Origin of the sequence: Halomonas sp. 7T, assembly GCF_025643255.1 — a bacterium.
In the GTDB taxonomy this organism is placed as follows: Bacteria; Pseudomonadota; Gammaproteobacteria; order Pseudomonadales; family Halomonadaceae; genus Vreelandella.
Genome location: NZ_CP087112.1, coordinates 3,404,670 through 3,428,051, shown reverse-complemented (window position 1 = coordinate 3,428,051; position 23,382 = coordinate 3,404,670). Strand labels below are relative to the sequence as shown.

Annotated in this window: 22 protein-coding genes; 6 read left to right on the top strand and 16 right to left on the bottom strand. The window is 55.0% G+C overall.

All coding sequences use genetic code 11. The annotated features are described in order from the left end of the window. Nucleotides 1-41: 41 nt before the first annotated feature. The 12 genes from pyk to uraH (LOS15_RS15995) all read right to left on the bottom strand — a co-directional run bounded on the left by pyk (nt 42) and on the right by uraH (LOS15_RS15995) (nt 12,896). Nucleotides 42-1,517 (bottom strand): pyruvate kinase, encoded by a 1,476-nt coding sequence (gene pyk, locus LOS15_RS16050; RefSeq protein ID WP_263067047.1) that lies wholly within the window; start codon nt 1,515-1,517, stop codon nt 42-44. Continuing rightward, entirely contained in the window at nt 1,514-2,857 is a 1,344-nt protein-coding gene (locus LOS15_RS16045) for a glycerate kinase (RefSeq protein ID WP_263067046.1), read from the bottom strand. Before LOS15_RS16045 ends, pyk begins: the two co-directional genes overlap by 4 nt. Before the next feature lie 178 nt (nt 2,858-3,035). Continuing rightward, entirely contained in the window at nt 3,036-3,920 is an 885-nt protein-coding gene (locus tag LOS15_RS16040; protein WP_263067045.1) for a 2-hydroxy-3-oxopropionate reductase, read from the bottom strand. Nucleotides 3,921-4,026: 106 nt separating this feature from the next. Next, nucleotides 4,027-4,803 carry a hydroxypyruvate isomerase gene (gene hyi / locus LOS15_RS16035; protein ID WP_263067044.1) on the bottom strand — a complete coding sequence of 259 codons (777 nt, stop codon included), beginning with the start codon at nt 4,801-4,803 and terminating at the stop codon, nt 4,027-4,029. A gap of 95 nt (nt 4,804-4,898) precedes the next feature. After that, nucleotides 4,899-6,686, bottom strand: coding sequence for a glyoxylate carboligase (gcl, locus tag LOS15_RS16030; RefSeq protein WP_263067043.1), 1,788 nt, complete (start codon nt 6,684-6,686; stop codon nt 4,899-4,901). 343 nt (nt 6,687-7,029) lie between these two features. Further along, nucleotides 7,030-7,518, bottom strand: coding sequence for an ureidoglycolate lyase (locus tag LOS15_RS16025; RefSeq protein WP_263067041.1), 489 nt, complete (start codon nt 7,516-7,518; stop codon nt 7,030-7,032). Between the two features lie 45 nt (nt 7,519-7,563). Then, nucleotides 7,564-8,400, bottom strand: coding sequence for a bifunctional allantoicase/(S)-ureidoglycine aminohydrolase (locus LOS15_RS16020; RefSeq protein ID WP_263067039.1), 837 nt, complete (start codon nt 8,398-8,400; stop codon nt 7,564-7,566). A gap of 48 nt (nt 8,401-8,448) precedes the next feature. After that, nucleotides 8,449-9,225, bottom strand: coding sequence for an IclR family transcriptional regulator (locus LOS15_RS16015; protein WP_263067037.1), 777 nt, complete (start codon nt 9,223-9,225; stop codon nt 8,449-8,451). Between the two features lie 3 nt (nt 9,226-9,228). Continuing rightward, a complete protein-coding gene (gene puuE, locus LOS15_RS16010; protein WP_263067036.1) occupies nt 9,229-10,179 on the bottom strand; it encodes an allantoinase PuuE in 951 nt (316 codons plus the stop codon). A 161-nt stretch (nt 10,180-10,340) separates the two neighbouring features. After that, the gene (locus LOS15_RS16005; RefSeq protein ID WP_263069761.1) at nt 10,341-11,057 is read right to left on the bottom strand and encodes a GntR family transcriptional regulator; all 717 of its coding nucleotides are present in this window, start codon (nt 11,055-11,057) and stop codon (nt 10,341-10,343) included. A gap of 201 nt (nt 11,058-11,258) precedes the next feature. Next, nucleotides 11,259-12,464, bottom strand: a complete 1,206-nt coding sequence (locus LOS15_RS16000) for a urate hydroxylase PuuD (protein ID WP_263067034.1) — start codon at nt 12,462-12,464, stop codon at nt 11,259-11,261. A gap of 78 nt (nt 12,465-12,542) precedes the next feature. After that, nucleotides 12,543-12,896, bottom strand: a complete 354-nt coding sequence (gene uraH, locus LOS15_RS15995; RefSeq protein ID WP_263067033.1) for a hydroxyisourate hydrolase — start codon at nt 12,894-12,896, stop codon at nt 12,543-12,545. A 489-nt stretch (nt 12,897-13,385) separates the two neighbouring features. Between uraH (LOS15_RS15995) and LOS15_RS15990 the strand changes: the two genes are divergently transcribed. The 3 genes from LOS15_RS15990 (at nt 13,386) to LOS15_RS15980 (ending at nt 17,289) form a co-directional block, all read left to right on the top strand. Beyond that, nucleotides 13,386-14,843 carry a uracil-xanthine permease family protein gene (locus LOS15_RS15990; RefSeq protein WP_263067032.1) on the top strand — a complete coding sequence of 486 codons (1,458 nt, stop codon included), beginning with the start codon at nt 13,386-13,388 and terminating at the stop codon, nt 14,841-14,843. Between the two features lie 207 nt (nt 14,844-15,050). Beyond that, on the top strand, nt 15,051-16,676 hold the full coding sequence (locus LOS15_RS15985; RefSeq protein WP_263067031.1) for a methyl-accepting chemotaxis protein: 1,626 nt from the start codon (nt 15,051-15,053) through the stop codon (nt 16,674-16,676). A gap of 94 nt (nt 16,677-16,770) precedes the next feature. Beyond that, nucleotides 16,771-17,289, top strand: a complete 519-nt coding sequence (locus LOS15_RS15980; protein WP_263067030.1) for an AmiS/UreI family transporter — start codon at nt 16,771-16,773, stop codon at nt 17,287-17,289. A gap of 147 nt (nt 17,290-17,436) precedes the next feature. Here LOS15_RS15980 and LOS15_RS15975 read toward each other — a convergent pair whose 3' ends face one another. From LOS15_RS15975 to LOS15_RS15965, 3 genes are all read right to left on the bottom strand, one after another. Next, nucleotides 17,437-17,613, bottom strand: coding sequence for a hypothetical protein (locus LOS15_RS15975; protein ID WP_263067029.1), 177 nt, complete (start codon nt 17,611-17,613; stop codon nt 17,437-17,439). A 65-nt stretch (nt 17,614-17,678) separates the two neighbouring features. Beyond that, nucleotides 17,679-18,089: a hydroxyisourate hydrolase gene (gene uraH, locus LOS15_RS15970; protein WP_263067027.1), complete on the bottom strand. Its 411-nt coding sequence runs from the start codon at nt 18,087-18,089 to the stop codon at nt 17,679-17,681. 85 nt (nt 18,090-18,174) lie between these two features. Further along, on the bottom strand, nt 18,175-18,666 hold the full coding sequence (locus tag LOS15_RS15965; RefSeq protein ID WP_263067025.1) for a GlcG/HbpS family heme-binding protein: 492 nt from the start codon (nt 18,664-18,666) through the stop codon (nt 18,175-18,177). Between the two features lie 135 nt (nt 18,667-18,801). On the opposite strand from LOS15_RS15965, the gene LOS15_RS15960 reads away from it, so the two are divergent. Continuing rightward, the gene (locus tag LOS15_RS15960) at nt 18,802-19,473 is read left to right on the top strand and encodes a heavy metal response regulator transcription factor (RefSeq protein WP_263067023.1); all 672 of its coding nucleotides are present in this window, start codon (nt 18,802-18,804) and stop codon (nt 19,471-19,473) included. Further along, a complete protein-coding gene (locus tag LOS15_RS15955) occupies nt 19,473-20,864 on the top strand; it encodes a heavy metal sensor histidine kinase (RefSeq protein ID WP_263067022.1) in 1,392 nt (463 codons plus the stop codon). Before LOS15_RS15960 ends, LOS15_RS15955 begins: the two co-directional genes overlap by 1 nt. Here LOS15_RS15955 and LOS15_RS15950 read toward each other — a convergent pair. Further along, on the bottom strand, nt 20,823-21,179 hold the full coding sequence (locus tag LOS15_RS15950; protein WP_263067021.1) for a hypothetical protein: 357 nt from the start codon (nt 21,177-21,179) through the stop codon (nt 20,823-20,825). The genes LOS15_RS15955 and LOS15_RS15950 overlap by 42 nt on opposite strands. A gap of 193 nt (nt 21,180-21,372) precedes the next feature. Here LOS15_RS15950 and LOS15_RS15945 point away from each other — a divergent pair, with 193 nt between their 5' ends. Next, nucleotides 21,373-23,379 (top strand): M1 family metallopeptidase, encoded by a 2,007-nt coding sequence (locus LOS15_RS15945; RefSeq protein ID WP_263067020.1) that lies wholly within the window; start codon nt 21,373-21,375, stop codon nt 23,377-23,379. Nucleotides 23,380-23,382 lie beyond the last annotated feature (3 nt).

The window sequence follows — 23,382 nt, the reverse complement described above, 5'->3', positions numbered from 1 at the left end:
CTATAACAGCACACTGTTTTAGCTTCCTAAAAACGCGTCGCTTAGCCGCGCTGATGCTTAGCTTTCACATCCAAAATTTTCAGAGTATTCGTGCCACCATGAGCATTCATGTGATCACCACGGGTAAGAATGACGTGGTCATCCGGGGCCGCGATTCCGTGTGCCACCAGCACTTCCAGCGCCCGATCATTAAGTTCTTCTGCTTTCATCTCGCTGGTATCAAACGCGAGTGAGACGACGCCGCGATATAGCGCCATGCGACGCTGGGCAATCTCACTATGCGCCAGGCCAACGATGGGTAATCCCGAGTGGATACGCGAAGCAATCAGCGCCGTGAAACCACTCGACGTCATACAGGCAATGGCAGCCACGCCTTGCAAGTGATTGGCGGCATACATGGCAGAGAGCGCCACGGTTTCGTCGATTTTTGAGAAACCCTGGTGAATGCGATGGCCAGACTCTTGAGCACTACGCTCGCGCTCGGCTCCCAGGCATACCCGGTTCATGGCTTCGATGGTTTCAACAGGAAAATCACCCGCAGCCGTTTCAGCGGAGAGCATTACCGCATCGGTGCCATCCAATACCGCATTGGCCACATCAAACACCTCAGCCCGAGTGGGCAGCGGCGAACTGATCATGGTCTCCATCATTTGGGTAGCGGTGATCACAGCGCGGTTGAGGCTGCGTGCGCGCTTAATTAAGCGTTTTTGCACGCCTATCAGCTGTGCATCGCCGATCTCTACGCCCAAATCGCCCCGCGCCACCATTACGGCTTCGGACGCGCTGATAATGCCGTCTAGGGTGGCCTCGTCCGCCACCGCTTCGGCACGCTCAACCTTAGCGATAAGGCCAATTTCCTTACCCGCCTCACCGAGCAGTTCACGCGCTTCATGCATATCTGCAGCACTGCGTGGGAAAGAGACCGCCAAGTAGTCCACCCCAATCTCTACAGCGGTTTTAAGGTCTTGTTTATCCTTGTCGGTGAGCGCAGCTGCCGATAATCCACCGCCCTGTTTGTTTATACCTTTATTATTGGAGAGCCTGCCGCCAACAATCACACGGGTGTGGACTTCTTTACCCTGAATGGCACTAACTTCGAGCACCAGACGGCCATCGTCTAATAACAGGCGATCACCGACGCTGACATCATCCGCCAGCGTTTTATAGTCGCAGCCCACGCGGTTTACATCTCCGGCGTCGCTCTCCATCAGCATATCAAGTACGAAGGACTGCCCTTCTTCCAGCACCACGGCGCCCTCTTTGAAGCGCGCGATGCGAATTTTTGGGCCTTGCAAATCGGCCAGCGCAGCGACGCTTCTACCTAAACGCTGCGCAATCTCACGCACTTCGCTTAGACGACGACGATGATCATCCGCCGACCCATGGGAAAAATTGAGCCGAACAACATCCACGCCAGCTCGCAGCATTGCTTCCAGCACGCCTTGACGGTCGCTGGCGGGGCCTAACGTGGCGACAATTTTTGTGCGGCGAATAGGGGTATACGCGGTAGGTTTCATGGCTGCCTCGGAAGAATAAGGATGGCGCGAAAATCATTGACGTTCGTACGGGTTGGCCCGGTCACGATTAGGTCGTCAAGCGCATCAAAAAAGCTATAGGCATCATTGCGAGACAGGTAGTCTCGCGCTGACAGCTGCAAAGACTCGGCGCGCTTCCAGCACTCAGGGCCAATTAACGCACCCGCGTTATCCTCCGACCCGTCAATGCCGTCGGTGTCGATGGCCAGGGCGTAAATGCCCTCTGCGCCTTTGAGGCCATCGAAAAGCCCCAGTAGATACTCAACATTACGCCCACCCCGCCCATCACCTTTCACGGTAACGCTGGTCTCGCCACCGGAGAGCACCAACAGGGGGCGGGTGATTTCGTCCTGCAGTTTGAACGCCATGCGCGCCTGGGCAGTGCCTAAATCGCGCGCCTCGCCCTCTAAGTCGTCGCCTAGCACTCTGATATCGATACCACTTTCGCCAATACTGGTTTCACCAACGCTGGCTTCAGCACTGCGCTTTGCAGCATCTAACGCATCGCAGGCGCGAGCGAGGATGATGTGCTGGTCGCGGGCAAACTCAGGGCTATTGAGCTGTGGTGCGCTGTGGTCGGCCAGCAGGTGCTGACGCACGTTGTCGGGCACCTCGATCTGGTGGCGCTCAAGAATTGTTAGCGCATCACGCGGCGTGGTGTTATCCGGCAGCGTAGGGCCGGAGGCGATTAACGACGCCTCATCACCCGGCACATCCGAAATAAGGTACGTCACCACGCGAGCGGGGTGCGCGCAGGCCGCTAAACGACCGCCCTTAATCGCGGAGAGATGACGACGCACCGTATTGATTTCACGAATCGTCGCCCCGCAACGCAGCAGCGTTTTGTTCAGAGCTTGCTTATCTTTCAGGCTAATGCCATCGGCGGGAAGCGACATAAGCGCAGAGCCACCACCGGAAATCAACGCAATGACCAGGTCATCTTCACCCAGGTCTTTAACCGCTTCCAACATACGTTTTGCGGCCTGCTCACCCAGCGCATCAGGCATTGGGTGAGACGCTTCGAGTACTTCAATGTGTTGGCAGGCGGCACCGTGCTGATAGCGGGTAACCACCAACCCTTCTAAGTCAGTTGACTCGCCAGAGGACTGCGCTTCCCATGCCAGCTCCAACGCGCGCGCCATCGCTGCGGCGGCTTTACCAGCCCCTACAACCACGGTGCGACCCGTCGGCTTTTCAGGTAGTTGGTCGGGTAGCAAGCTGTCGGGGTGAACCGCAGCGATCGCCTTTTCGGCTAAGCGCATTAGCCACTGGCGTGAGTCTTCTTCACTGGTAAAAGGGGCTAAGCGAAAAGGGGCATTCATCGGCAGACTCCTCAGGCAAGAGCCAGGGCAAAGAAGAAAAATAAGGGGGAAAAAGCCGGTGGCAGCAAAATGGCAAAACGGGGGAACTGCCACCGGGTAAAAACCAATGTCTCACATGCAACTACAGCGGTGGGCCAGGAACCACGACCCACCATTACTCACTAACGCCGATTAAGGGTTACGCGCCCACCTCGTGATCTGCCAGTTTCTCCAGCGCACGTAGAATGCCCGCGTGATCCCAGTCCGCGCCACCGTTAGCAGCGCACGCTTGGAATAGCTGCTGCGCATTAGCGGTACCTGGCAGTGACAGGTTCAAGCTACGAGCGCCTTCCAGTGCGAGGTTAAGGTCTTTTTGATGCAGACGGATGCGGAAGCCCGGATCAAAGGTACGCTTGATCATGCGCTCGCCATGGACATCAAGAATCTTCGACTGAGCAAGGCCGCCCAGCAGCGATTCACGCACTTTCTCCACATCAGCACCGGCTTTAGAAGCGAATAGCAACCCTTCGGCAACGGCTTCGATGGTCAGAGCCACCACGATCTGGTTGGCGACTTTACAGGTCTGGCCTGCACCGTGACCGCCAATATGGGTGATCGTTTTACCCACCACTTCAAGCAGCGGTGTCGCTCGCTTAAAGCCTTCGTCAGTCGCGCCGACCATGATAGTGAGCGCGGCATTAATGGCACCACCTTCACCACCGGATACTGGGGCATCTACATACTCACCGCCCGCGTCGGTAATACGCTTGGCAAATGCCTGAGTTTGCATGGGCGCGATGGAGCTCATGTCGATCACTAAAGTGCCCGGCTTGAGACCTTCAATGACGCCGTCTTCACCGAACAGCACGGTTTCAACGTCAGAGGTGTCTGGCACCATAGTGATAATCACGTCAACGGCTTGGGCAACCTCTTTGGGGCTGGCTACTTCTTGCATGCCTTTTTCAGCAAGGCCTGCATCCAGCGTACCGCGCTTCACGGTCACCAAGGAGTGGCCCGCGTCGAGCAGGTGGCCAGCCATCGGGCGACCCATAATGCCTAAACCAATAAAACCGATCTTGCTCATAATGTTGCTCCTTCCAATTAATTCACCAAGCGTGGGTTCAGCAAACACGGGGCAGTGTTCACCCGCTTGCCGTTAACCCGCTCGGAATCTATAGATGCAGTTGGCCTTAACGTGCGCTATCCAACCAGCCCAGCCCTTGCGTCGTTCCCGCTTTGGGCTTGTATTCGCAGCCAATCCAGCCGTCGTAACCCAGGCGCTCAAGGTGCGCAAAAAGGAAGGGATAATTGATTTCGCCGGTACCCGGCTCATGACGCCCTGGGTTATCCGCTAACTGCACGTGGGCAATACGCGCAAAATGCTTTTCGATGGTGGGCGCTAGATCCCCTTCCATGATTTGCATGTGGTAGATGTCGTATTGCAGCTTCAGGTTGTCGCTGCCCACTTCATCGAACAGGGCCAGCGCCTGCTCCGTGCGGTTGAGGAAAAACCCCGGAATATCACGGGTGTTAATCGGCTCAGCGATCAGCAGGATGCCCGCCGCTTTAAGCTTTTCAGCGGCAAAGCGCAGGTTTTCAATCACCGTCTCATGTGCTTTTGCGTCGCTAACACCGTCCGGCTTAATACCGACTAAGCAGTTCACTTGGGTGTTGCCCAGCACCTTCGCGTACTCAATGGCTTTATCGACGCCTGCACGGAACTCGTCAACACGGTCGGGATGGCAGGCAATACCGCGCTCACCGGCGCCCCAGTCACCGGCAGGTAGGTTGAACAGCACTTGGCTCAGGCCATTGGCGTCCAGGCGCTGTTTGATGTCCGCTGCCGGGTAATCATAGGGAAAAAGGTATTCGACACCCTTGAAGCCAGCGTCGGCAGCGGCTTTAAAACGATCGAGGAAGTCCACTTCGGTGAACAACATGCTGAGATTTGCAGCAAACTTGGACATGCAGGTCTCCTTACTTGTTATGTAGGACTAGCGAACGGGAGGGGCGACAAACCCTTAATACCCTGGCGTTGAACAGGTCGCAGCCAGGGCATCCTTTAGGTCAAGCTAGCAATAGAGCTCGGTGCATCGGCAACGTTTTCAGCCAGCTCTTCAAACTCATTAACCCCATCAAGATCCGTACCCATTGAGATGTTGGTCACACGCTCAAGGATGATCTCTACAACTACTGGCACGCGGTGTTCACGCATCAGCTCACGGGCTTTCTCAAGCGTGGGGGCAATATCCTCAGGCTTGAACACACGCAGTGCTTTACAGCCCAGCCCTTCAACAACCGACACATGGTCGACGCCGTACTCAGCGAGCGCCGCTTCTTCATCGGTATAGTTGATGTTCTTAAACGACAGCTGAACGCAGTAATCCATGTCGAAACCGCGCTGGGCTTGGCGAATCAAGCCAAGGTAGGAGTTATTCACCAGCACATGGATATAGGGCAGATTAAACTGTGCGCCTACCGCCAGCTCTTCGATCATGAACTGGAAGTCATAATCACCAGAAAGACCCACCACTTCAGCCGTAGGGTCTGCGCGGCAAACCCCTAGCGCGGCGGGTACTGTCCAGCCTAACGGGCCAGCCTGACCACAGTTGATCCAGTGGCGCGGCTTGTAGACGTGCAGGAACTGAGCACCGGCAATTTGCGACAGCCCGATCGTGCTGATGTAGCGTGCGTTTTTGCCGAATACTTTGTTCATCTCTTCGTAAACACGCTGGGGCTTCACCGGCACGTTATCGAAGTGGGTTTTACGCAGCAGCGTACGTTTACGCTCTTGGCACTCTTCAGCCCATGCGCTGCGGTTTTTAAGCTTACCGGCGGCTTTCATTTCGCGAGCGACTTCCAGGAACAGCTCAAGCGCCAGCTTGGCGTCTGACACGATGCCGTAATCAGGCCCAAAGATGCGCCCTATTTGGGTCGGCTCAATATCAACGTGTACAAACTTTCTGTCTTTGGTATACGTTTCAACATTGCCGGTGTGGCGGTTAGCCCAGCGGTTGCCGATCCCCATCACGAAATCAGAGGCGAGCATGGTGGCGTTGCCATAGCGGTGAGAGGTCTGAAGACCCACCATACCCGCCATCAACGGATGGTCATCGGGAATCGTGCCCCAGCCCATCAGCGTCGGAATAACCGGCACGCCAGTCAGCTCAGCAAACTCCACCAGCTGCTCGGAGGCATCCGCATTGATAATGCCGCCACCCGCTACCAACAGCGGTTTTTCGGCTTCGTTGAGCATCGTCAGCGCTTTTTCAATCTGGGCACGCGACGCTGACGGCTTGTAGGCCGGAAGCGATTCGTAGGTGTCTGGATCGAACTCGATTTCGCTCATCTGAACGTCAATCGGCAGATCAATAAGCACCGGGCCCGGGCGGCTGGAGCGCATCAGTTGGAAGGCTTTTTGGAACGCCCGCGGCACTTGGGCAGGCTCCATCACCGTCACGGCCCATTTGGTCACGGGACCGGCAATTGCCTGAATGTCGACGGCCTGGAAATCTTCTTTATGCATCTTGGCACGAGGTGCTTGACCCGTGATGCATAAAATCGGGATGGAGTCGGCGCTGGCGGAATAGAGACCGGTAATCATGTCGGTGCCCGCAGGGCCAGACGTACCGATACATACCCCAATATTGCCTGCGATGGTGCGGGTATACCCTTCAGCCATGTGCGACGCGCCTTCTACGTGCCGAGCCAGCACGTGGTCAACGCCACCTACTTTACGCATAGCGGCATAAAAGGGATTGATCGCGGCGCCCGGAACACCAAAGGCGACATCAACGCCTTCTTTTTTCAGGACGTGAATGGCGGCTTCTGCAGCTGTCATTTTAGCCATTACAACTTCTCCTCAACAATCGAATACTGTTTTTGTAAACATTTTTTGTATTCATTTTAGTATTTATTCTTGTATCCAAAGTATGCGCCCAACGAATCACTGTCAATAATTCATGGAAAATATTTCCATATAATTATCGACTCCGGATTAAACCGGCACTAAATCAAAAATTTAGAGGGATTCGTTAGCAGGGAAATAGAAATAAAGAAGAGGAAGGCGGCCAGCCGAGACCGTCAGGCACGCCGAAAGGACCGGCAGCGTCGCTACCAGTCCGTATACAATTTGCATTGATAAGTGCCGCTACATACGCGGCTTACAAACGCGGTCTACAGAAACCAAGGGCTTATTCGATCTCTACCTTGATGGCCAGCGGATATTCCAGGCAGTTGCTCCCTTCCCCGCCGCGGTCTACCACCAGAAAGCGCCCTTCTCGCTCGAGTACCGATTGAATCGCATGCCAAGTACCGGCGTGGTAGTTAACGCCTTGATGACCATCGGTCACAAACGCGCGCACATCTTGGCTATCAATCGTTTCGCCCTTGGGCGCCACTACCACGATAAAGCGCTCTTCATACAGCGGCATAAAGGCTTGGCTGCCGAGCGGATGGCATTCAAGAAAGTCTAGCGCTAGAGGCACCTCAACCGGCTGGCTGACAAAAATATTGATCAGCGGCCGGGCATCTTCCCCTAGGGTTTCTACCCGCGCTAGGTCGTGATAACGCCGCGTGCGCCCGGCATTGATAGGAAAGTAGTCTGCCGTGCGGGTATCAATTACGTCTCCAAAGGGCGCAAAGGCTTCGGGTGTTAAAGGCTGTGCTCTCAATTCCAGCATGGCTGGCTCCTAAATTTTTTATTAACCGCTTGGCCATTTGATGCCTTAGCGCGGGCCAACACCGCCTAGCTTCATGTGGCGATTAACGTCTTTATAAAGTAAATAGCGGAACGGCCCTGGGCCACCGGCGTAGCACGCCTGTGGGCAGAAGGCACGCAGCCACATAAAGTCGCCCGCCTCAACCTCTACCCAGTTCTGGTTTAGGTGATAAACCGCCTTACCTTCTAAGACATAAAGACCATGCTCCATGACGTGCGTTTCATCAAACGGGATGACTGCGCCCGGCTGGAAAGTCACAATATTGACATGCATGTCATGGCGAATGTCGGCAGGGTCGACAAAGCGCGTAGTGACCCACTTCTCATCGGTGCCCGGCATCGCCGTTGGCTCGATATCGTTCTCATTGGTCACGAAGGGCTCTGGCACGTCGATGCCGTCTACCTGCTCATAGGCTTTGCGCACCCAGTGAAAGCGCACCGGCGCGTCAGACGTGTTATGCGCTTCCCAGCGGGTACCCGGGGGTAAAAAGGCATAACCGCCGGGCTGCATCACATGCTTCTCGCCTTTCAGGGTAAGCGTTAGCTCGCCTTCCACGATGAACAGCACGCCTTCCGCTGCGGGGTCGGGCTCTGGCTTCTCACTGCCACCGCCGGGGGAAACTTCCATAATGTATTGGGAAAACGTTTCGGCAAACCCCGACAGTGGCCGTGACAACACCCACAGCCGCGTGTTTTCCCAAAACGGCAGATTACTGGTGACGATGTCACGCATCACCCCTTTAGGAATCACTGCGTAGGCTTCGGTAAAGACGGCGCGGTCCGACAGCAGCTGCGTTTGTGCCGGATGCCCGCCTTGCGGAGCGTAGTAGTTGCGCTTGGTCATTCTCTTTCCTTTTATCGTTGGATATGGGTAAGGCACCACTCAACCGGCTTAGCCGTGGCCCAGCATGCTTGAAATATTCGCCGCGGCGTCCGCTACCCGTTCCTGGAGCCAGCGGTGGGTGTCTTGAGGAATTTCGTGCACCGGCACCATAATGCTAACAACCCCTTCCATCGCTCCCTCTTGGTTATAGAGTGGATAGACGATCGAAGAGATACCAAAATGAAAATACGAGTCGGCGATAACATAGCCTCGACGGCGATCCTCCTGAACCAACTCCCACAAAGCATCGCGATTGGCTGGCGTGCCAGGCTTGTTATCTAACAGCTCGCCGGAAGGATACAGCGCCTCAAACTCCTCATAGGACAGCTCGGCCAGCAGCATCCGCCCTAAACCCGTGCGGTGCAGCGGTAGCCGCGTGCCGACGCTAACCCGGCGTACGGTTGCGTTGGTTGCCCCTACCCGCGCCACATAAACAGCGTCACGGCCGTCTCGAATGGCAATATGACTGGAACAGCCCGTGGTTTCACACAGCGCTTCTATGACCGGTTGCCCCACTTGCACAACATCCAGCGAGGCCACGTACTCAAAGCCTAAACGCAGCACATTGACGCCCAGTGAATACAGCCCAGTGACCGGGTGATGGCGTAAAAACCCCATGTGCTCTAGCGTTTGCACCGTTCGGTAGGTTGTTGACTGAGGAAAACCGACGCGCTTGACGATTTCGCCAAAACTCATCTCACGATGATGACGGTTTAACTCCATCAAAATCATCAGCCCCCGCTCAAGCGCCGGAATCAGCCGCTGCTGCTCATCCTTGCCCTTCATGACTCACTGGCTCTCTTCAGAACGGGCTTCAAAACGGGCAGGATGGTGCTCGGCCCAATGGCGCGCAATATCCACGCGCCGGGTCACCCAGACACGATCGTGCGCTTCAATGTGGTCAAGAAAACGCTGCAACGCGCGAAAACGCCCGGGGCGGCCAATCAAACGGCAGTGCAGGCCAATAGAGAGCATTTTTGGCGCCTCATCCCCTTCGGCATATAAGACATCAAAGGCGTCACGTAGATACGTAAAGAAGTGGTCTGCGGTATTAAAACCTTGTGGAGAGGCGAAGCGCATATCGTTGGAGTCCAGCGTGTACGGCACCACCAGATGCGTATGGGTCTCGCCTCGGCTATCCTGCTCCCGCGTCCAAAACGGCAGATCATCACCGTAATAGTCGCTGTCATACAGGAAACCGCCTTGATCGAGTACTAAGCGACGCGTATTGGGGCTATCACGGCCGGTATACCAGCCCAGCGGTTTTTCACCGTAAAGGTTCTGGAACACTTCAATGGCACGCTGCATGTGCTCGCGCTCTACCGCTTCTGGCACTTCTTGATAGTTAATCCAGCGGTAGCCATGGCAAGCAATCTCGTGGCCCAGCTCTTTGAACGCATGGGCAACCTCAGGGTGACGCTCCAGCGCCATGGCCACACCAAAAATCGTCAGGGGCAGGCCGCGTCGCTCAAACTCACGCAGAATACGCCACACGCCGCTGCGCGAACCGTACTCATAGATCGACTCCATGCTCAGGTGACGATCTGGGAAGGCAGGAGCGCCTAGTATTTCGGAAAGGAACTGCTCAGAACCCGCATCACCGTGCAGTACTGAGTTCTCGCCCCCCTCTTCATAATTCAGCACAAATTGAACGGCAATTTTCGCCTTGCCGGGCCAGTTAGCATGAGGAGGATTGCGGCCGTAGCCGACCAGATCACGAGGGTAATCAGGCGAATACATGATGTAAGTCCCTTGTTGAAGACAGTATGCCGGTAAGAAACCCGAACACTACCAATATTTTTGTATACAACAACAAGATAAACTGTACTCATATTTAGCGCAAGTGCTTAGCAGAACCTCCTTTACCGCCGGTATTATTCACTGCCGCTGCGCTCATTTTCTTAAGACGTTATGCCAAATATTTGGTGTAGGTCGGGGGCAAACGCCTCTTCCTCTAGAAAAGAGAGCGATGACTCGATTTCATTTAAATGATGCAGCATAAACGCTTTGGCTTTTTCACCCTCGCCCGCGGCTAAATAGTCGATGAGGTCATCATGATCATGAGATTCACAACCCAGGTGCCCCGCACTTCCGTAAACCGCAAGAATTAAAGAGGAGCGTGAACAGAGCTGGCTAACGAAGGCGGCCAAAGTGGCATTACCCGACAGCTGCGCCAGGCGCTCATGAAAGGCGGCTGATAGTTTGATCGCGGTACTCTGCTCACCCGCTCTCAGTGCCTTATGTTCTCGCTTGGCCATGTCGCGCAGCTCAAGCACATCTTGCGGCGTGATATGCAGCGCTGTCTCAGACATCAAACCGCACTCCACCATTTTGCGTGCTGCAAACACATCGCGCGCTTCTGCGGCCGTGGGCCGCGTCACGCTCGCTCCGCGCCGCGGGGTAATCGTCACCAGCTGCTCCATCGCCAAACGCTGCAAAATTTTGCGTATCCCCGTTCGGCTGACATTAAATACTTCCGTTAAAGCATCTTCGCGCAGCCTGGCGCCCGGGTGGAGCTGCTGCTTTATAATCGCATCACTGATCGCCTGGTAGATAACCTCATGGCGCTCAGCACCATCTCCGTTTTTGCCCAATCGTTTAGAATTCGGCTTCTTTATGCCACTGAAACTCACTTCTTGTTCCACGATAGATACACCTTGTATGCCTAATCTGCCCACTATTGTATACGTATTTAGGAATGACTTTCATTGCACCGAGCACAATCGTAAAAGCAGCTCGTAAAAAGCCCACAAAAAAGCCCACAGCCCGCCATACGGCAGGCTGTGGGCGTCGCTACAGCAACACATTACACCAAATGGCTACTCCGACCAGGCTTGAATCACCGCCCGCTCTTCGTCCGTCATGTTGGTCATGTTACCCAGCGGCATATAGCCACTCTGCACCACTTGCTGCGTCTTCTCTTTTTGGAGCAGGATTTGCTCTACGCTATCTAGCACCACCCCAGCAGGCGGCGCTGAGAAACCAGGCTGAGTCGGTGACTGCGCATGACAAGCCACACAGTGCTGATTAATCAGTGCCGTTACTTCGGTAATATCTGGCGAGCCATCGGCTACCTGCGCATTAGAAGAAGCACTTTGAGAGGGCATCGCTACCCAGAACGCCACCAGGATCAGCGCGACACCCACCGCCGGATAAGCGGGCTGTATTTTGCCCTGGTGCATCAGAACAAAGTACTGACGAATCAACGCACCGGCAAAGATGAACAGCGTCATCAGCACCCAAGCATACTCATGAGTGTAAGCAAAGGAGTAGTGATTGCTGATCATCAGCAATACGACAGGCAGGGTGAAGTAGGTGTTATGGACAGAGCGCTGCTTACCACGCTTACCATCTAACGGGTTCGGCGCTTCGCCCGCTTTCATGGCTTTTACCATGCGGCGCTGGCCAGGAATAATCCAGAAGAATACGTTGGCCGACATTGCCGTGGCCATGACCGCACCGGTCAGCAGGAAAGCCGCGCGCCCTGAGAACATCTGGGTGCTCAAGTAGGCGACCACGACCATCATAATCGCCACACCGACACTCAATAGCCCATCACGCTCCATATTTGGGCTGATGCGCTTACACATCTCGTTATAAACCACCCAGCCCCCTAGCAAAAATGCCAGTGCCAGTAGGTTTGCTTCCCAGCCAGCTAAGTTCGCTGCCCACTCCCAGTTACTATTGGGGTTTACCAAGTAGAAACTGGGATTGACCATGTACAGAATAATGAAAAGAGCAAAACCGGAGAGCCAGGTGGTGTACGCTTTCCAGAACGACCAGTGCAAGTCATCCGGCAGCTTGGCCGGCGCCGTGGCGTACTTTTGGTTATGGTAGAAACCACCACCATGTACGGCCCACATCTCACCAAACACGCCTTTCTCGCGATCCTCGGCGGCCTTGGGCTTCCTAAGACCGTTATCCAGCATTACAAAGTAGATAGACTCGCCTATCCAGGCGATCGCCGCGATGACGTGTAGCCAGCGCAGCATAAAGTTTCCAAATTCAACTAGGTAGGCCTGCATGGGGGTTTCCTCGCCTCGTATGATTGTTTTAGGGCGGCTTTATAAGCATTGTTAGGGGATTAACGGGGTGAACTGCGTTTAGCTACCGCGATAAGTCGAGTAAGCAAAGGGCGAAAGCAGCAGCGGTACATGATAGTGCTGCGATGCATCATTCACCCCAAAGCGCAGCGGGATAACATCCAGAAAGCTAGGGGCTTTCAGCTCGATACCTTGGCGCTTTAAATAGTCGCCAGCATAAAACACCAGCTCATACTCACCGATTTCTAACTCGCTACCTTCTAGTATTGGCGAATCACAACGGCCATCATCATTCGTCTCAACGGTCTTAAGAAGCTGGCGAAGCCCTCCTCCTAAACGGTAAACCTCGATTTTGATACCTTCTCCAGGCTGTCCCTGAGCGGTATCTAGTACGTGTGTCGTAAGGCGTCCCATCAGTTTCTCCTGAGGCTGTCTAACGAAGCCGCTGTGGGCGGCAGGGTGTCTAAAGCAGAGTGGCTAAAGCGTAGTAGCTAAAGCGCAGTGGGGATAAAAGAAGCTTAGTATCCCAGAACATACTGACAACATTTTTATATAATTACTCGCAACATTTCAAAGATTTTTTGTATACATTTTATTTTTCCCCACTAAATCGGGACTTTATCGCGCCTCTCCACCTCATCCGGCGGCGCGTAACCATTTCGCAACGGCTAAATCAGTCAGTGGCAATCTGCGTAAAACGCGTTGTTCTGAGCCGTGTAGGCCGACCCAACACTAAAATGAAGGCCCCCTACAAATTAGTGTCGACATTATTTGGCCAGCAAAAAATACACATATATTCTGCAAAAAGTGTTTATCGATGAATAATTTTTTGTGTACAGTACCGGTCAACAATAAGCACAGTAGCTCATCGCTATTGAATACAAAAACAAAGGAGAAGCCGCTATGAATGAAGCCTCATCCTCTTCCGAACAGCAACAGCAACCGCCTCAGCGCAATACCTCACTGTTTGATTTTAATGGAAAGCCACCTTTCCTAAAGGCCCTTCCCCTATCGCTTCAGCACCTGCTGGCGATGATTGCCGGTGTTATCACACCCCCCATCATCGTGGCGGGCGTCGTGGGTGCGAGCATAGACGAACGGCTGCTACTGATTCAGATTGCCGTACTGGCTTCTGGGGTTTGTACCGTTTTTCACCTTTTCGGTGTGTGGAAATTTGGTGCCCGCTTGCCGGCCATTTTCGGTGTCGGGTTTGCTTATGTGCCAACCCTGGTCGCCGTCGGCGCCCAGTATGGGATTGAAGGGATTCTTGGCGCCCAGCTCATTGGCGGCATGACGATGGTCGTGGTGGGTTATTTTATCCAGTACATTCGTCACCTCTTCCCGCCCGTTGTTGCCGGCACCGTGGTATTGGTTATCGGCCTATCACTCTACGATATTGCTATCCGCTATATGGCAGGCAGTGGCAACGTGAACGCCCCCAACTTTGGCGACCTTTCCAACTGGTTCGTAGCAATAGTCACGTTACTTACCGTATTGATCGCTGCTCAGTTCGGTAAAGGCGTGGTGAAGCTTTCTGCCATCATCGTGGGTATCGTGGTGGGCTATTTGCTCTCGCTCTCCCTGGGTATGGTCAGCTTTGAGAATGTCGCCAACGCCTCTTGGGTCGCTGTCCCCAAAGTCATGCCTTTCGAGATGGAGTTTCACACCGCTGCTATCGCCTCGATGGTGGTTATCTGCATTATTAACTCCGTCCAAACCATCGGCGACTTGTCAGCAACGTCTGTCGCTGGCATGAACCGCGAGCTTAAAACCAAAGAGTTAACCGGCGGCTTACTGGGTAATGGTCTAACCACCACCGTCAGCGCTTTCTTTGGCGCGCTACCCACCTCTACGTTTAGCCAAAACGTGGGGATTGTAGCAATGACCAAGGTGATTAGCCGTTACGTTTTGGCACTCACCGGCATTTTCATGATATTGGCCGGCCTTAGCCCGAAGTTCGGGGCCATCATCACGACGATTCCCTTCCCCGTGCTGGGCGGCGCAACGATTACGGTTTTTGGCATGATTACCATGACCGGCATTCAGCTCCTGGTGAAAGATGAAATGTCCGCGCGCAACATGACCATCGTGGGCCTCTCTCTGGCACTAAGCCTGGGTATCTCTGCTGTTCCCGCCGCTATCGAGCAATTCCCGGCCGTCATCAGAGACCTCATTGGCGGCGCCCCTATTGTCGTCGCGGCCATTACGGCGTTTACGCTCAACATCGTATTGCCCAATAAGTCTCTTTCAGACGAGGTCAAGGAGCGGGAGGCCATTGCCAAAGCGGATGCAGAAGCGGCGAAAGCAGAGAGTAGCAAGCTGAGCCAGAAGCTCGCTCCCAACGGTGGCAGTGCCGATTAAGGCCCCCCAAAGGGTAAGCGGTTGTGAAAGCTCACAACCGCTTAATGACTCACTGCCTCCTTTCATGGGCCTGCTTTAACGCTTGTGAAATGGAACGTACGAAATAGAACGTACGAAATAGAACGTATGAAATAGAACTGCTGCACTCGTCGGCCGTTCTATTTTGCGTTTATGGCTTCACTCCTCCGGCTAAACTTAGGAATACCGATGCGTTTACTAGACAATATGACGTTAAGGATGAGTTGGACGCTGGTGCTACTCTCCTTCTTACTAATGCTGCTTGTGCTCAGCGGCACGGGACTTTATGCCGTTAATCACAGCCAACAAAGCCTTGAGCAGCTCACGAATGTCAATGTTAACCAGCAGGCTACCCTTAACCGCACGAACTCTACGCTGCAGAGCGCACGCCTGGGTATGGCACGCCTCTATGAAGAACTAGTTGAGCCACAAACTGTGCTTAGTCCTGAAGAGCGCCAGCAGCGCGCGACGGAACTGCAGAGCTCACTCAATACGGCCCATGAGGTGTTTTCGAGCTATCTTGCGCTTCCCGCGAACCCTTCCCATCAGGCGGTCATTGCCCCGATCGCGGCAAGCTTCGATACGCTGCTGGATGAACACCTTTTTCCGCAAGTCGCCGCGCTACAGCAGGGCGATACGGCGGCGTACCGCGAACAGCGTGATGCTGCCTATCAGGCGTATACCGCATTCTATCAAGATGCCATCGGCTTTTTTCATCGGGTAGAAGAAGAGGGTAACGAACGGTTGGCTAACTTTGACTTCGTCATTAGCCTTTCCACGATAACGATTATTACCGTCTTCATCATCGCGCTGATGGTGACCGTGATTGTTTACTGGGGCGTGGGAGCTAATTTAATACGCCCCATGCACCGCATCACCGATCATTTTCAAAGCATGGCGGAAGGTGATCTTTCACGAGACGTGGAAACGCGCGGTCGTAATGAGATCGGCGTCCTTTTCGCTGCGCTGCGTCACATGCAGCAAAGCTTGCTAGGTACCGTGACGACCGTTCGGGAAAGCAGTAGCGAAGTCTTTACCAGCGCCCAGGAAATCGCCAAAAGTAACCAAGACCTTGCCGCACGCACTGAACGTCAGTCTGCGTCGTTAACCGAAACCGCTTCCAGCATCGAAGAGATGACCTCGACGATGGAGCGCAATAGCGAAAACACCACTCAAGCACGGCAAGTGGCTCGTGATGCCGCCCATAGCGCGGAGCAAGGCGGTAGCGTGGTCAATGAGGTCATCAGCCACATGCACAACATCCGCGAAAGCTCGCAGAAAATCACCGACATCATCAAGCTGATTGACTCGATTGCTTTCCAGACCAATATTCTGGCGCTCAATGCGTCCGTCGAAGCGGCTCGCGCCGGTGAGCATGGTCGCGGTTTTGCCGTCGTCGCCAGCGAAGTACGTCAGCTAGCGACCCGCAGTGCGAGCGCCTCAACAGATATTCGTAAACTGATTGAAACATCGGTAGATATGGTAGAAGCAGGCACGCAACAAGCGGATAAAGCGGGTGAAACCATGGCACAAATCATGGCGTCCGTCACGCAGGTCACCACATTAATGGACGAGATATCGGTCGCCACCGAAGAGCAACGCGCGGGTATTCGAGAAGTGAATATCGCCGCTAACGATATGGAGCAAACCACGCAGCAAAATGCGGCGATGGTCGAACAGGCCAGCACGGCGGCCGTCGATCTGCAGCACGAGGCCGAACGCCTCACCTCTATCGTCGCCCGGTTTAAGCTGAGTGAAAAAACAGCGCTGCTCTCAGCAACGCCGCTAGCCATACCCTCTCACCAATCTCATTAACCAACCTCATCAACGACGTGCTAACAGCACACCGATAGAGCCACGTGAGCGATCACGTGGCTTCGTTAAAACTAAACATCTGGAGCAAGTCAGCATGATCCTGGGTCTTACATTGCTATATGTGGGTGCTGTTTTGTTTATAAATGGTATTTGGCTCCTGGGAAAAATAAGCAACCACGAAGTCTCCATCATCAACGTACTGGTAGGGTTGCTCAGCTTTATTATCGCCACGCACTTAATCTTCAAAGACCCCAGCAACACGATTGAGATTAGTGCAGGGGCTTTTACACTGCTGTTTTCAATTACGTACCTATGGGTAGGTGCCAATCAGTGGCTAAAATCTGATGGAAGAGGGCTAGGCTGGTTCTGCCTCTTTGTCAGCATTACCGCCGCAGTGATTGGCGTGCACTCCATCTCCAGCTACGCGACCAGTTTCAAGCTGTGGAATACCGTGAATTGGTTTGCATGGTCGCTTTTATGGCTCAGCTTCTTTTATCTGCTAGCGCTGGCGAAGCCCATTCAACGCCCTGTCGCGACCTATACCATTTTTTGCGCCATCTTTACCGGCTGGATACCAGGTGTGATGATCTTGCTCGGGGTGATTAGCACGTAAAACGACGCAGTAAACAATGGCGGCAATACTAAAACCTGATACATAGCATAACGACGATACTGTACGTTTTTCTTTAATCACACCAACAGGGCGAACCATTGCTGGCCCGCCCTGTTTTATTTAAGCATATTAGCACTGCATACTTTATTACGGATTCCGCGTCTGTAGCTCAGCCGGTGTGAAGTGCTCGGCATCGCTAACTTGCTGCTGTAACGACGAGTCAGGATAGGCAATTTTATTACCCTCACCAGAACCTCTTTCAGCGAGCGCTATGCTAGAGAAGAGGGCTAACGCAATAGCGGCTGCGATATTGAAAACTTTCATGATGTATAACCTCAAACTTATAAAATGTTAACCGGGATAGACGCTAATAAGGCTACGCAGCGGAATCAGTTGCCGCGGTAAGTGGAATAGCCATAAGGGCTTAACAGCAGCGGAATGTGGTAGTGCTGTTCGGTGTCTTCCACTAGGAAAGGCACAGGAACATCCGGGAAGAACGTGGCTATCTCGCGCTCTTCAAACCAGTCGCCGGTTTCGAAGGTCACGCGGTAGACACCCGCCAGGAAATCTTCATCAGCCGGATAAAGGGCAGAAACACGGCCTGCCTCATCCGTGGTGGCCGTCGCTAAGGATTCCCAGCCAGCATCGGTACGGCGCTCAAGTTCCACTTCAACGCCAGGCGATGGCAAACCACTCTGAATGTTAAGAACATGAACGCTAAGCGGGTTATCGCCTGCCTGTACCATGGCCGCAACGCCGCTGAAGACGATACCGGTAACCAGTGCAGATAAGGTTTTCATAAAAAAATACCTATAAGAGTGATGCCATAAAGGCGAAAATAAGATTGGTTGAATCAACAATCGGTGGCTTAAAACAGCCGATGTTTTATTGCGGTAAGACGCGCTCAATTGCCGTGATGGCACAGCCTTCATCAATGGCAGAACCACCCGCCCCGGCCACGCCGAGCGCGCCAATTAGATCGCCGCCAGACCTCAACGGAACGCCGCCACCTAACAGCAGTAATTCATCTAACGTATTGAGGTTTTCCGACTCAGGGTCTTGGCGGGCACGCTCGGCCAGTTCACGGCTGGGGGTGCCTGTCGACAGTGAGGTAAACGCCTTACGTTGCGCAGCGACGGTGTTATGGGGGCCAATATTGTCATCGCGCTGCAGCGCCACCAGGTTTCCACCACGGTCGACGGCTGCCACAACGGCCGTTCGCCCGTCGGCATGGCACGCCTCAAGGGTGGCGCTCACTAGGCGATTCGCCAGCTCCAGCGAAAGGTTCTGCTGTTGAACCGGGCCAATATCGGCAAGTGCGCTACCGGCGAGTAAAACGGCGCCGAGCATCGGCAAGCGGGCGAGTCGTAATGTCATGGAAACCTCCTTATTGATTGATGGGGCCATACTGACACCTCGACCTCGTCAATCACCTGACGGCAGCATTACAGATTTGTAATGTGAAAGACTGACGGATCCGGCTACTCTGTTCCGATTTAGCGGGGTGACGGCATGCGTATCCTGGTAGTAGAAGATGAACACAAGACCGCCGACTATTTATGCAAAGGGCTGGGGGAGTCGGGGTACAGTGTCGAGGTCGCTCGGGATGGGTTTGATGCCCAGCACCTGATTAACGAAAGCGAATTCGACCTGGTGGTTCTGGATGTCATGCTGCCGGGCCTGGATGGTTGGCAGTTGCTACAGCTGATCCGCCGCCGTAGCCAGGTGCCGGTACTCTTTCTCACCGCCAGAGACGCGGTGGAAGATCGCGTGAAGGGGCTGGAACTCGGTGCCGACGACTACCTGGTTAAGCCGTTCTCTTTTGTGGAGCTGCTGGCACGGGTGCGGACGTTATTACGCCGCAGCCCGCCCCGCGAGCGAGAGCACTTTCGCGTAGCGGATTTGGAAATGGACGTGCTGCGTCGGCGGGTAACGCGTCAAGGCGAGCGCATCCCGCTCACCAACAAAGAGTTTGCGCTTCTAGAACTGTTGCTGGATCGGGAAGGCGAGGTACTGTCGCGCACCTACATTGCCTCCCTGGTGTGGCAGATGAATTTCGACAGCGACACCAACGTTGTAGAAGTCGCCATCCGGCGGCTGCGCGCCAAGGTAGACGACCCCTTCACGCAAAAGCTCATACACACCGAGCGCGGCATTGGCTACGTGCTTGAGGATCGCGCCTAATGCTGCCCCTCAACTCTCTAGCTGCTCGTCTTTCATTGCTGTTTGCCCTGGTCAGCGTGCTGCTGTTGGGCAGCCTTGGCACCTACCTTTATCACTCCTTAACCCGTGAAATAGCCTGGCGTGATGACCAGATGCTGCAAGGGCGGCTGGAGCGTTTAGAAGCGCTACTCCACAACGGCGAAAGCGTAGACATGCTCCACCAACGCTCTCATCTCTATGCCAACATGTTTGGCAACCAAGACAGCCTGCTGTGGATACTCGACGCCACCGGCCAGGTACTTATTGAAGTCAACCCGAGCGATTTGCCCGTACCTAACCTCCCGATGGCCAACACGGTTCGTTTGGTAGAGACGGTGGGGCCGATACCGGCGAGACTGGCATGGCATACCTTTGAGCAGGATGGCCGACCTTTAACGCTGATCGCCGGAAAGCTACTTGATGAGCGCAACCAGATGCTGGGGGCTTACCGATTAATGCTGTGGTTTGCGCTAGTAGCCGGTGCCCTTCTCGCCTTTTTGCTCGGCTGGGGCGTGAGTCGGCATGGGCTTCAACCGTTACGGCGCTTGGTTGAGCAGGCTAATCGCATCACTATCCGCCAGTTAGACCGACGCTTAGATGTCACCGGCGAAGCCCAAGAGATCAGCCACCTCAGCCAGGGGCTAAACCGGATGCTGGATCGTCTAGAGGACGGTTTTTCGCAGCTCTCCCGCTACTCCGCCGACATGGCCCATGAGCTGCGGACGCCATTAACCAACCTGCTGGGACAAACGCAGCATGCCTTGCGGCGGGAGAGAAGCGTGCCTGAGTATCAGCAGGTGCTGGCGTCTAACATCGAAGAGTACGAGCGCTTGGCGAAAATGATCGACAGCATCCTGTTTCTGGCACGCACCGAAACGCCCTCCAAAGATATTGCCTCTGAGGAAGTCGATGTGGGCCTGTTAGTGACACAGCTCTGTGATTACTTTGAAGGCATGGCGGAGGATGACGGCCGTACGCTCGTCAATCAGGCCACGGGAACCGTGGTCGCAAACCGCGACCTTCTACGCACAGCGCTAGCCAACTTGATCGCCAACGCACTGCGCCACGGCCGCTCAAACACACCGATTCACATCCGTACGCAGGAGAGTGGAGAGCGGTTCGAGCTGCGCATTCATAACCACGGCGTGGCTATCTCACCTGATGACTTGCCGCGGGTTTTCGAACGCTTCTACCGCTGCGACCCATCACGAACCGGCTTGGCAGAATCAGGCGGGCTCGGGCTAGCGATCGTCCAATCGATTGCCCATTGGCATGAAGGCGAAATACAGGTCGAGAGCCACGCTGAAGCAGGCACTACCTTTACTCTCTCGTTACCGCGCACGTTGCAGCTGCTCGACCCGCGTGAGGGTTAGCCGCCGCCCTTCATCTGATGAGAAGTGAAACTGGCCCTCTACCGTCACAGCGTCACCTAAATGCGGCGCTATTTGCTCGTGGGGAAATATCTCAACGCGATTGAGGCCTTCGTCCTCAATCCAGTAATGGAGAGGGTCGTTAAAGTGCCGGACGACACCCTGGGTGATGATGTGCTTATCATCGAAGGCCGCAGGGTTATTCGCCAGGATCGTCAGTGGCACCTCCACGGACTCTTGCCCGCGGCACCCGCTAATAAGGGTAACCAACAGCAGCGCGGCGGCTATACGGCCAAGATATTGCTGGAGTGACTTCATTGCATAGCCCTTGTAATTAGCCCCTTGTAATTAGCCCCTGTGATTATCAGGCGTTGCCTGACCGCCTGGGCTGCCATGCATAGTTTCGCATGCGTGGCGTGGCCTCGCCATTCAGAGCATTTCTTATACACTCTTTATATCTATCAACGCCCAATGTAATGTAACGAATTAACTTCTGCCTGCGGGGTGCCTGATGCTGCATTTTCTCCGTTACTGCCGCCCGCTGCTGCGCATAAGTTGCCTGAGCACGCTGCTATGGCTGTTGGCAATGAGTTTTGCCTGGGGGACGCCGCAGGAGCGCTCTGCTGACCGCACCCTGTTGATTCAGTTCGACCCAACGACGCGGTCGCTGCAAGGTGAGCTACACCAACCCCTCGCAACAGAACGCCGCTTTCGCTTGCTGGAAGGCTTAACAGTCACCTCGGCAACGCGTGGCGATGACGAACTGACGGTGGTTCAAGAGGCGGATGGGCGCTGGCATCTACCGCTGGATGCCGATGCAGCAGGCAGCACCACGCCCATCACGCTTCGCTGGGAGGGTACGCTACCACAGGCAAGTAACGGCAGCCGCCACCAAGTAGCTGCCGAAGGCAGTTTGCTACCCACCCGCGCTGGCTGGTACCCACATCTTAGCGATTCAGCTGCGCCCCTATGGCTAACCGTCAGCGTGCCGGATGGGCAACTCGCCGTTGCCACCGGCTCGCTGGTAGACGAGCAGCACGCCGATAGCGCCCCCTATGTGGCGCGCTTCTACCACCCGAACACCCGTGAGGTAGAGATTGCGACCGGCCCCTGGCGGCTGCGCCAGCGTGAGGTTGAAGGCGTACAGCTGCGCACGCTCTTTCCCGAGGCGTTGGATGGCGCCTTTGGCGAGACGTACTTGCAGCACGCTGCCGAACAGTTGGCGCGCTTTCAAGCCAGTCTGGGGCCGCTGCCCTATACAAGCTTCTCCATTGCGGCGTCTCCCGCGCCTGTCGGCCTCGCCTTTCCTGGTTTTACGCTGCTGGGCGAGCGCGTTATCCCCTTGCCCTTTATTCCTCACACCTCGTTGCCACACGAGTTGATGCACGCCTGGTGGGGAGCGGGCGTGCGGGTCGATTATCCAAGCGGCAACTGGGCCGAGGCGCTGACCACTTACCTTGCTGATTACGCGCTTGCTGAGCAGCGCGGTGAGGATGACGATATGCGGCGCCGCTGGCTCGCTGACCTTGCCGCCCTGCCCAGCCGCCAGGAAACCGCCTTAATGGATTTTCGCGGTAGCCCCGACCCCGCTGGCCGCCTGATTGGCTACCAGCACGGCGCGATGCTCTTCCACATGCTGCGCCAGCGCATTGGCGACGAGGCGTTTGACCTTGGTCTCCGTCATTTTGCCGATCAGTGGATGCACCGTACCGCTGACTGGCAGGCGCTCATTGATGCTTTCAGCATGGCCTCCGGCGAACCACAAGACGCTTTTATCATGCCGTGGATCTCCCAGCCGGGCCGCCCCACGCTGCACGTAGAGCCCATAAAAACCCAAGCCTACGAAGATGGTTACCGGATCAGCGGCATGCTGATCCAACGCGGCCAACACGCGCCCTGGCCAATGGAGGTTCCGCTGGTGGTCACCACCGAAGAGGGGCCGGTTAACGTGCGCCAACCGATGCACGACGCACAGCAAACCTTCGAGCTGCACCTGGCATCTCGCCCCCTATCACTTGAGGTAGATCCAGGTGCCGACCTGCTGCGCCACCCTGGCCCAACGCCTGCCATTCTGCGCCAGCTGATGCTTGACCCAACCACGCGGGTGCTGGCACTGGATGACGCTCTCTTCCCGTTGGCACGTCAGGTGTTAGGCAGAGACGCCGAAGCGCTGACCACGCCGGTTAACCTGCAGGATGAAGCCCAGCCACCGCTGTTAGTGATTGGCACCACCGAAGCAGTGAGTGACTGGTATCAGCGTATCGCGCTGCCCGAACCACCACAGCCAATAGCGAGCGCAGAAGATGCCCGCTTTTGGATGGCACCAGGCACACCAATCGGTTTGTTGAGCGGCAACGATGCCGTCGCCATCACCCAGCTCGCCGCGTCACTTCGCCATCACGGCCAGCAAAGTTATGTAGTCCAAAGCCAGGGCGGTGAAACCGTGCAAACAGGACGTTGGCCAACGGAAGACTTCCCGCTCAGCGTGACGTTCACCGCAAACGATTTCCAAGAGTAGTGA

What these genes read in the sequence shown, in the direction of transcription:
- LOS15_RS16040 (WP_263067045.1), bottom strand. Translation starts at nt 3,920, where the DNA reads ATGAGCAAGATCGGTTTTATTGGTTTAGGCATTATGGGTCGCCCGATG.
- puuE (WP_263067036.1), bottom strand. Translation starts at nt 10,179, where the DNA reads ATGTATTCGCCTGATTACCCTCGTGATCTGGTCGGCTACGGCCGCAAT.
- LOS15_RS15960 (WP_263067023.1), top strand. Translation starts at nt 18,802, where the DNA reads ATGCGTATCCTGGTAGTAGAAGATGAACACAAGACCGCCGACTATTTA.
- LOS15_RS15985 (WP_263067031.1), top strand. Translation starts at nt 15,051, where the DNA reads ATGCGTTTACTAGACAATATGACGTTAAGGATGAGTTGGACGCTGGTG.
- LOS15_RS15990 (WP_263067032.1), top strand. Translation starts at nt 13,386, where the DNA reads ATGAATGAAGCCTCATCCTCTTCCGAACAGCAACAGCAACCGCCTCAG.
- LOS15_RS15945 (WP_263067020.1), top strand. Translation starts at nt 21,373, where the DNA reads ATGCTGCATTTTCTCCGTTACTGCCGCCCGCTGCTGCGCATAAGTTGC.
- LOS15_RS16045 (WP_263067046.1), bottom strand. Translation starts at nt 2,857, where the DNA reads ATGAATGCCCCTTTTCGCTTAGCCCCTTTTACCAGTGAAGAAGACTCA.
- LOS15_RS16000 (WP_263067034.1), bottom strand. Translation starts at nt 12,464, where the DNA reads ATGCAGGCCTACCTAGTTGAATTTGGAAACTTTATGCTGCGCTGGCTA.
- LOS15_RS16020 (WP_263067039.1), bottom strand. Translation starts at nt 8,400, where the DNA reads ATGACCAAGCGCAACTACTACGCTCCGCAAGGCGGGCATCCGGCACAA.
- LOS15_RS16025 (WP_263067041.1), bottom strand. Translation starts at nt 7,518, where the DNA reads ATGCTGGAATTGAGAGCACAGCCTTTAACACCCGAAGCCTTTGCGCCC.
- LOS15_RS15980 (WP_263067030.1), top strand. Translation starts at nt 16,771, where the DNA reads ATGATCCTGGGTCTTACATTGCTATATGTGGGTGCTGTTTTGTTTATA.
- pyk (WP_263067047.1), bottom strand. Translation starts at nt 1,517, where the DNA reads ATGAAACCTACCGCGTATACCCCTATTCGCCGCACAAAAATTGTCGCC.
- LOS15_RS15975 (WP_263067029.1), bottom strand. Translation starts at nt 17,613, where the DNA reads ATGAAAGTTTTCAATATCGCAGCCGCTATTGCGTTAGCCCTCTTCTCT.
- LOS15_RS16015 (WP_263067037.1), bottom strand. Translation starts at nt 9,225, where the DNA reads ATGAAGGGCAAGGATGAGCAGCAGCGGCTGATTCCGGCGCTTGAGCGG.
- LOS15_RS15965 (WP_263067025.1), bottom strand. Translation starts at nt 18,666, where the DNA reads ATGACATTACGACTCGCCCGCTTGCCGATGCTCGGCGCCGTTTTACTC.
- gcl (WP_263067043.1), bottom strand. Translation starts at nt 6,686, where the DNA reads ATGGCTAAAATGACAGCTGCAGAAGCCGCCATTCACGTCCTGAAAAAA.
- LOS15_RS15950 (WP_263067021.1), bottom strand. Translation starts at nt 21,179, where the DNA reads ATGAAGTCACTCCAGCAATATCTTGGCCGTATAGCCGCCGCGCTGCTG.
- hyi (WP_263067044.1), bottom strand. Translation starts at nt 4,803, where the DNA reads ATGTCCAAGTTTGCTGCAAATCTCAGCATGTTGTTCACCGAAGTGGAC.
- uraH (WP_263067033.1), bottom strand. Translation starts at nt 12,896, where the DNA reads ATGGGACGCCTTACGACACACGTACTAGATACCGCTCAGGGACAGCCT.
- uraH (WP_263067027.1), bottom strand. Translation starts at nt 18,089, where the DNA reads ATGAAAACCTTATCTGCACTGGTTACCGGTATCGTCTTCAGCGGCGTT.
- LOS15_RS15955 (WP_263067022.1), top strand. Translation starts at nt 19,473, where the DNA reads ATGCTGCCCCTCAACTCTCTAGCTGCTCGTCTTTCATTGCTGTTTGCC.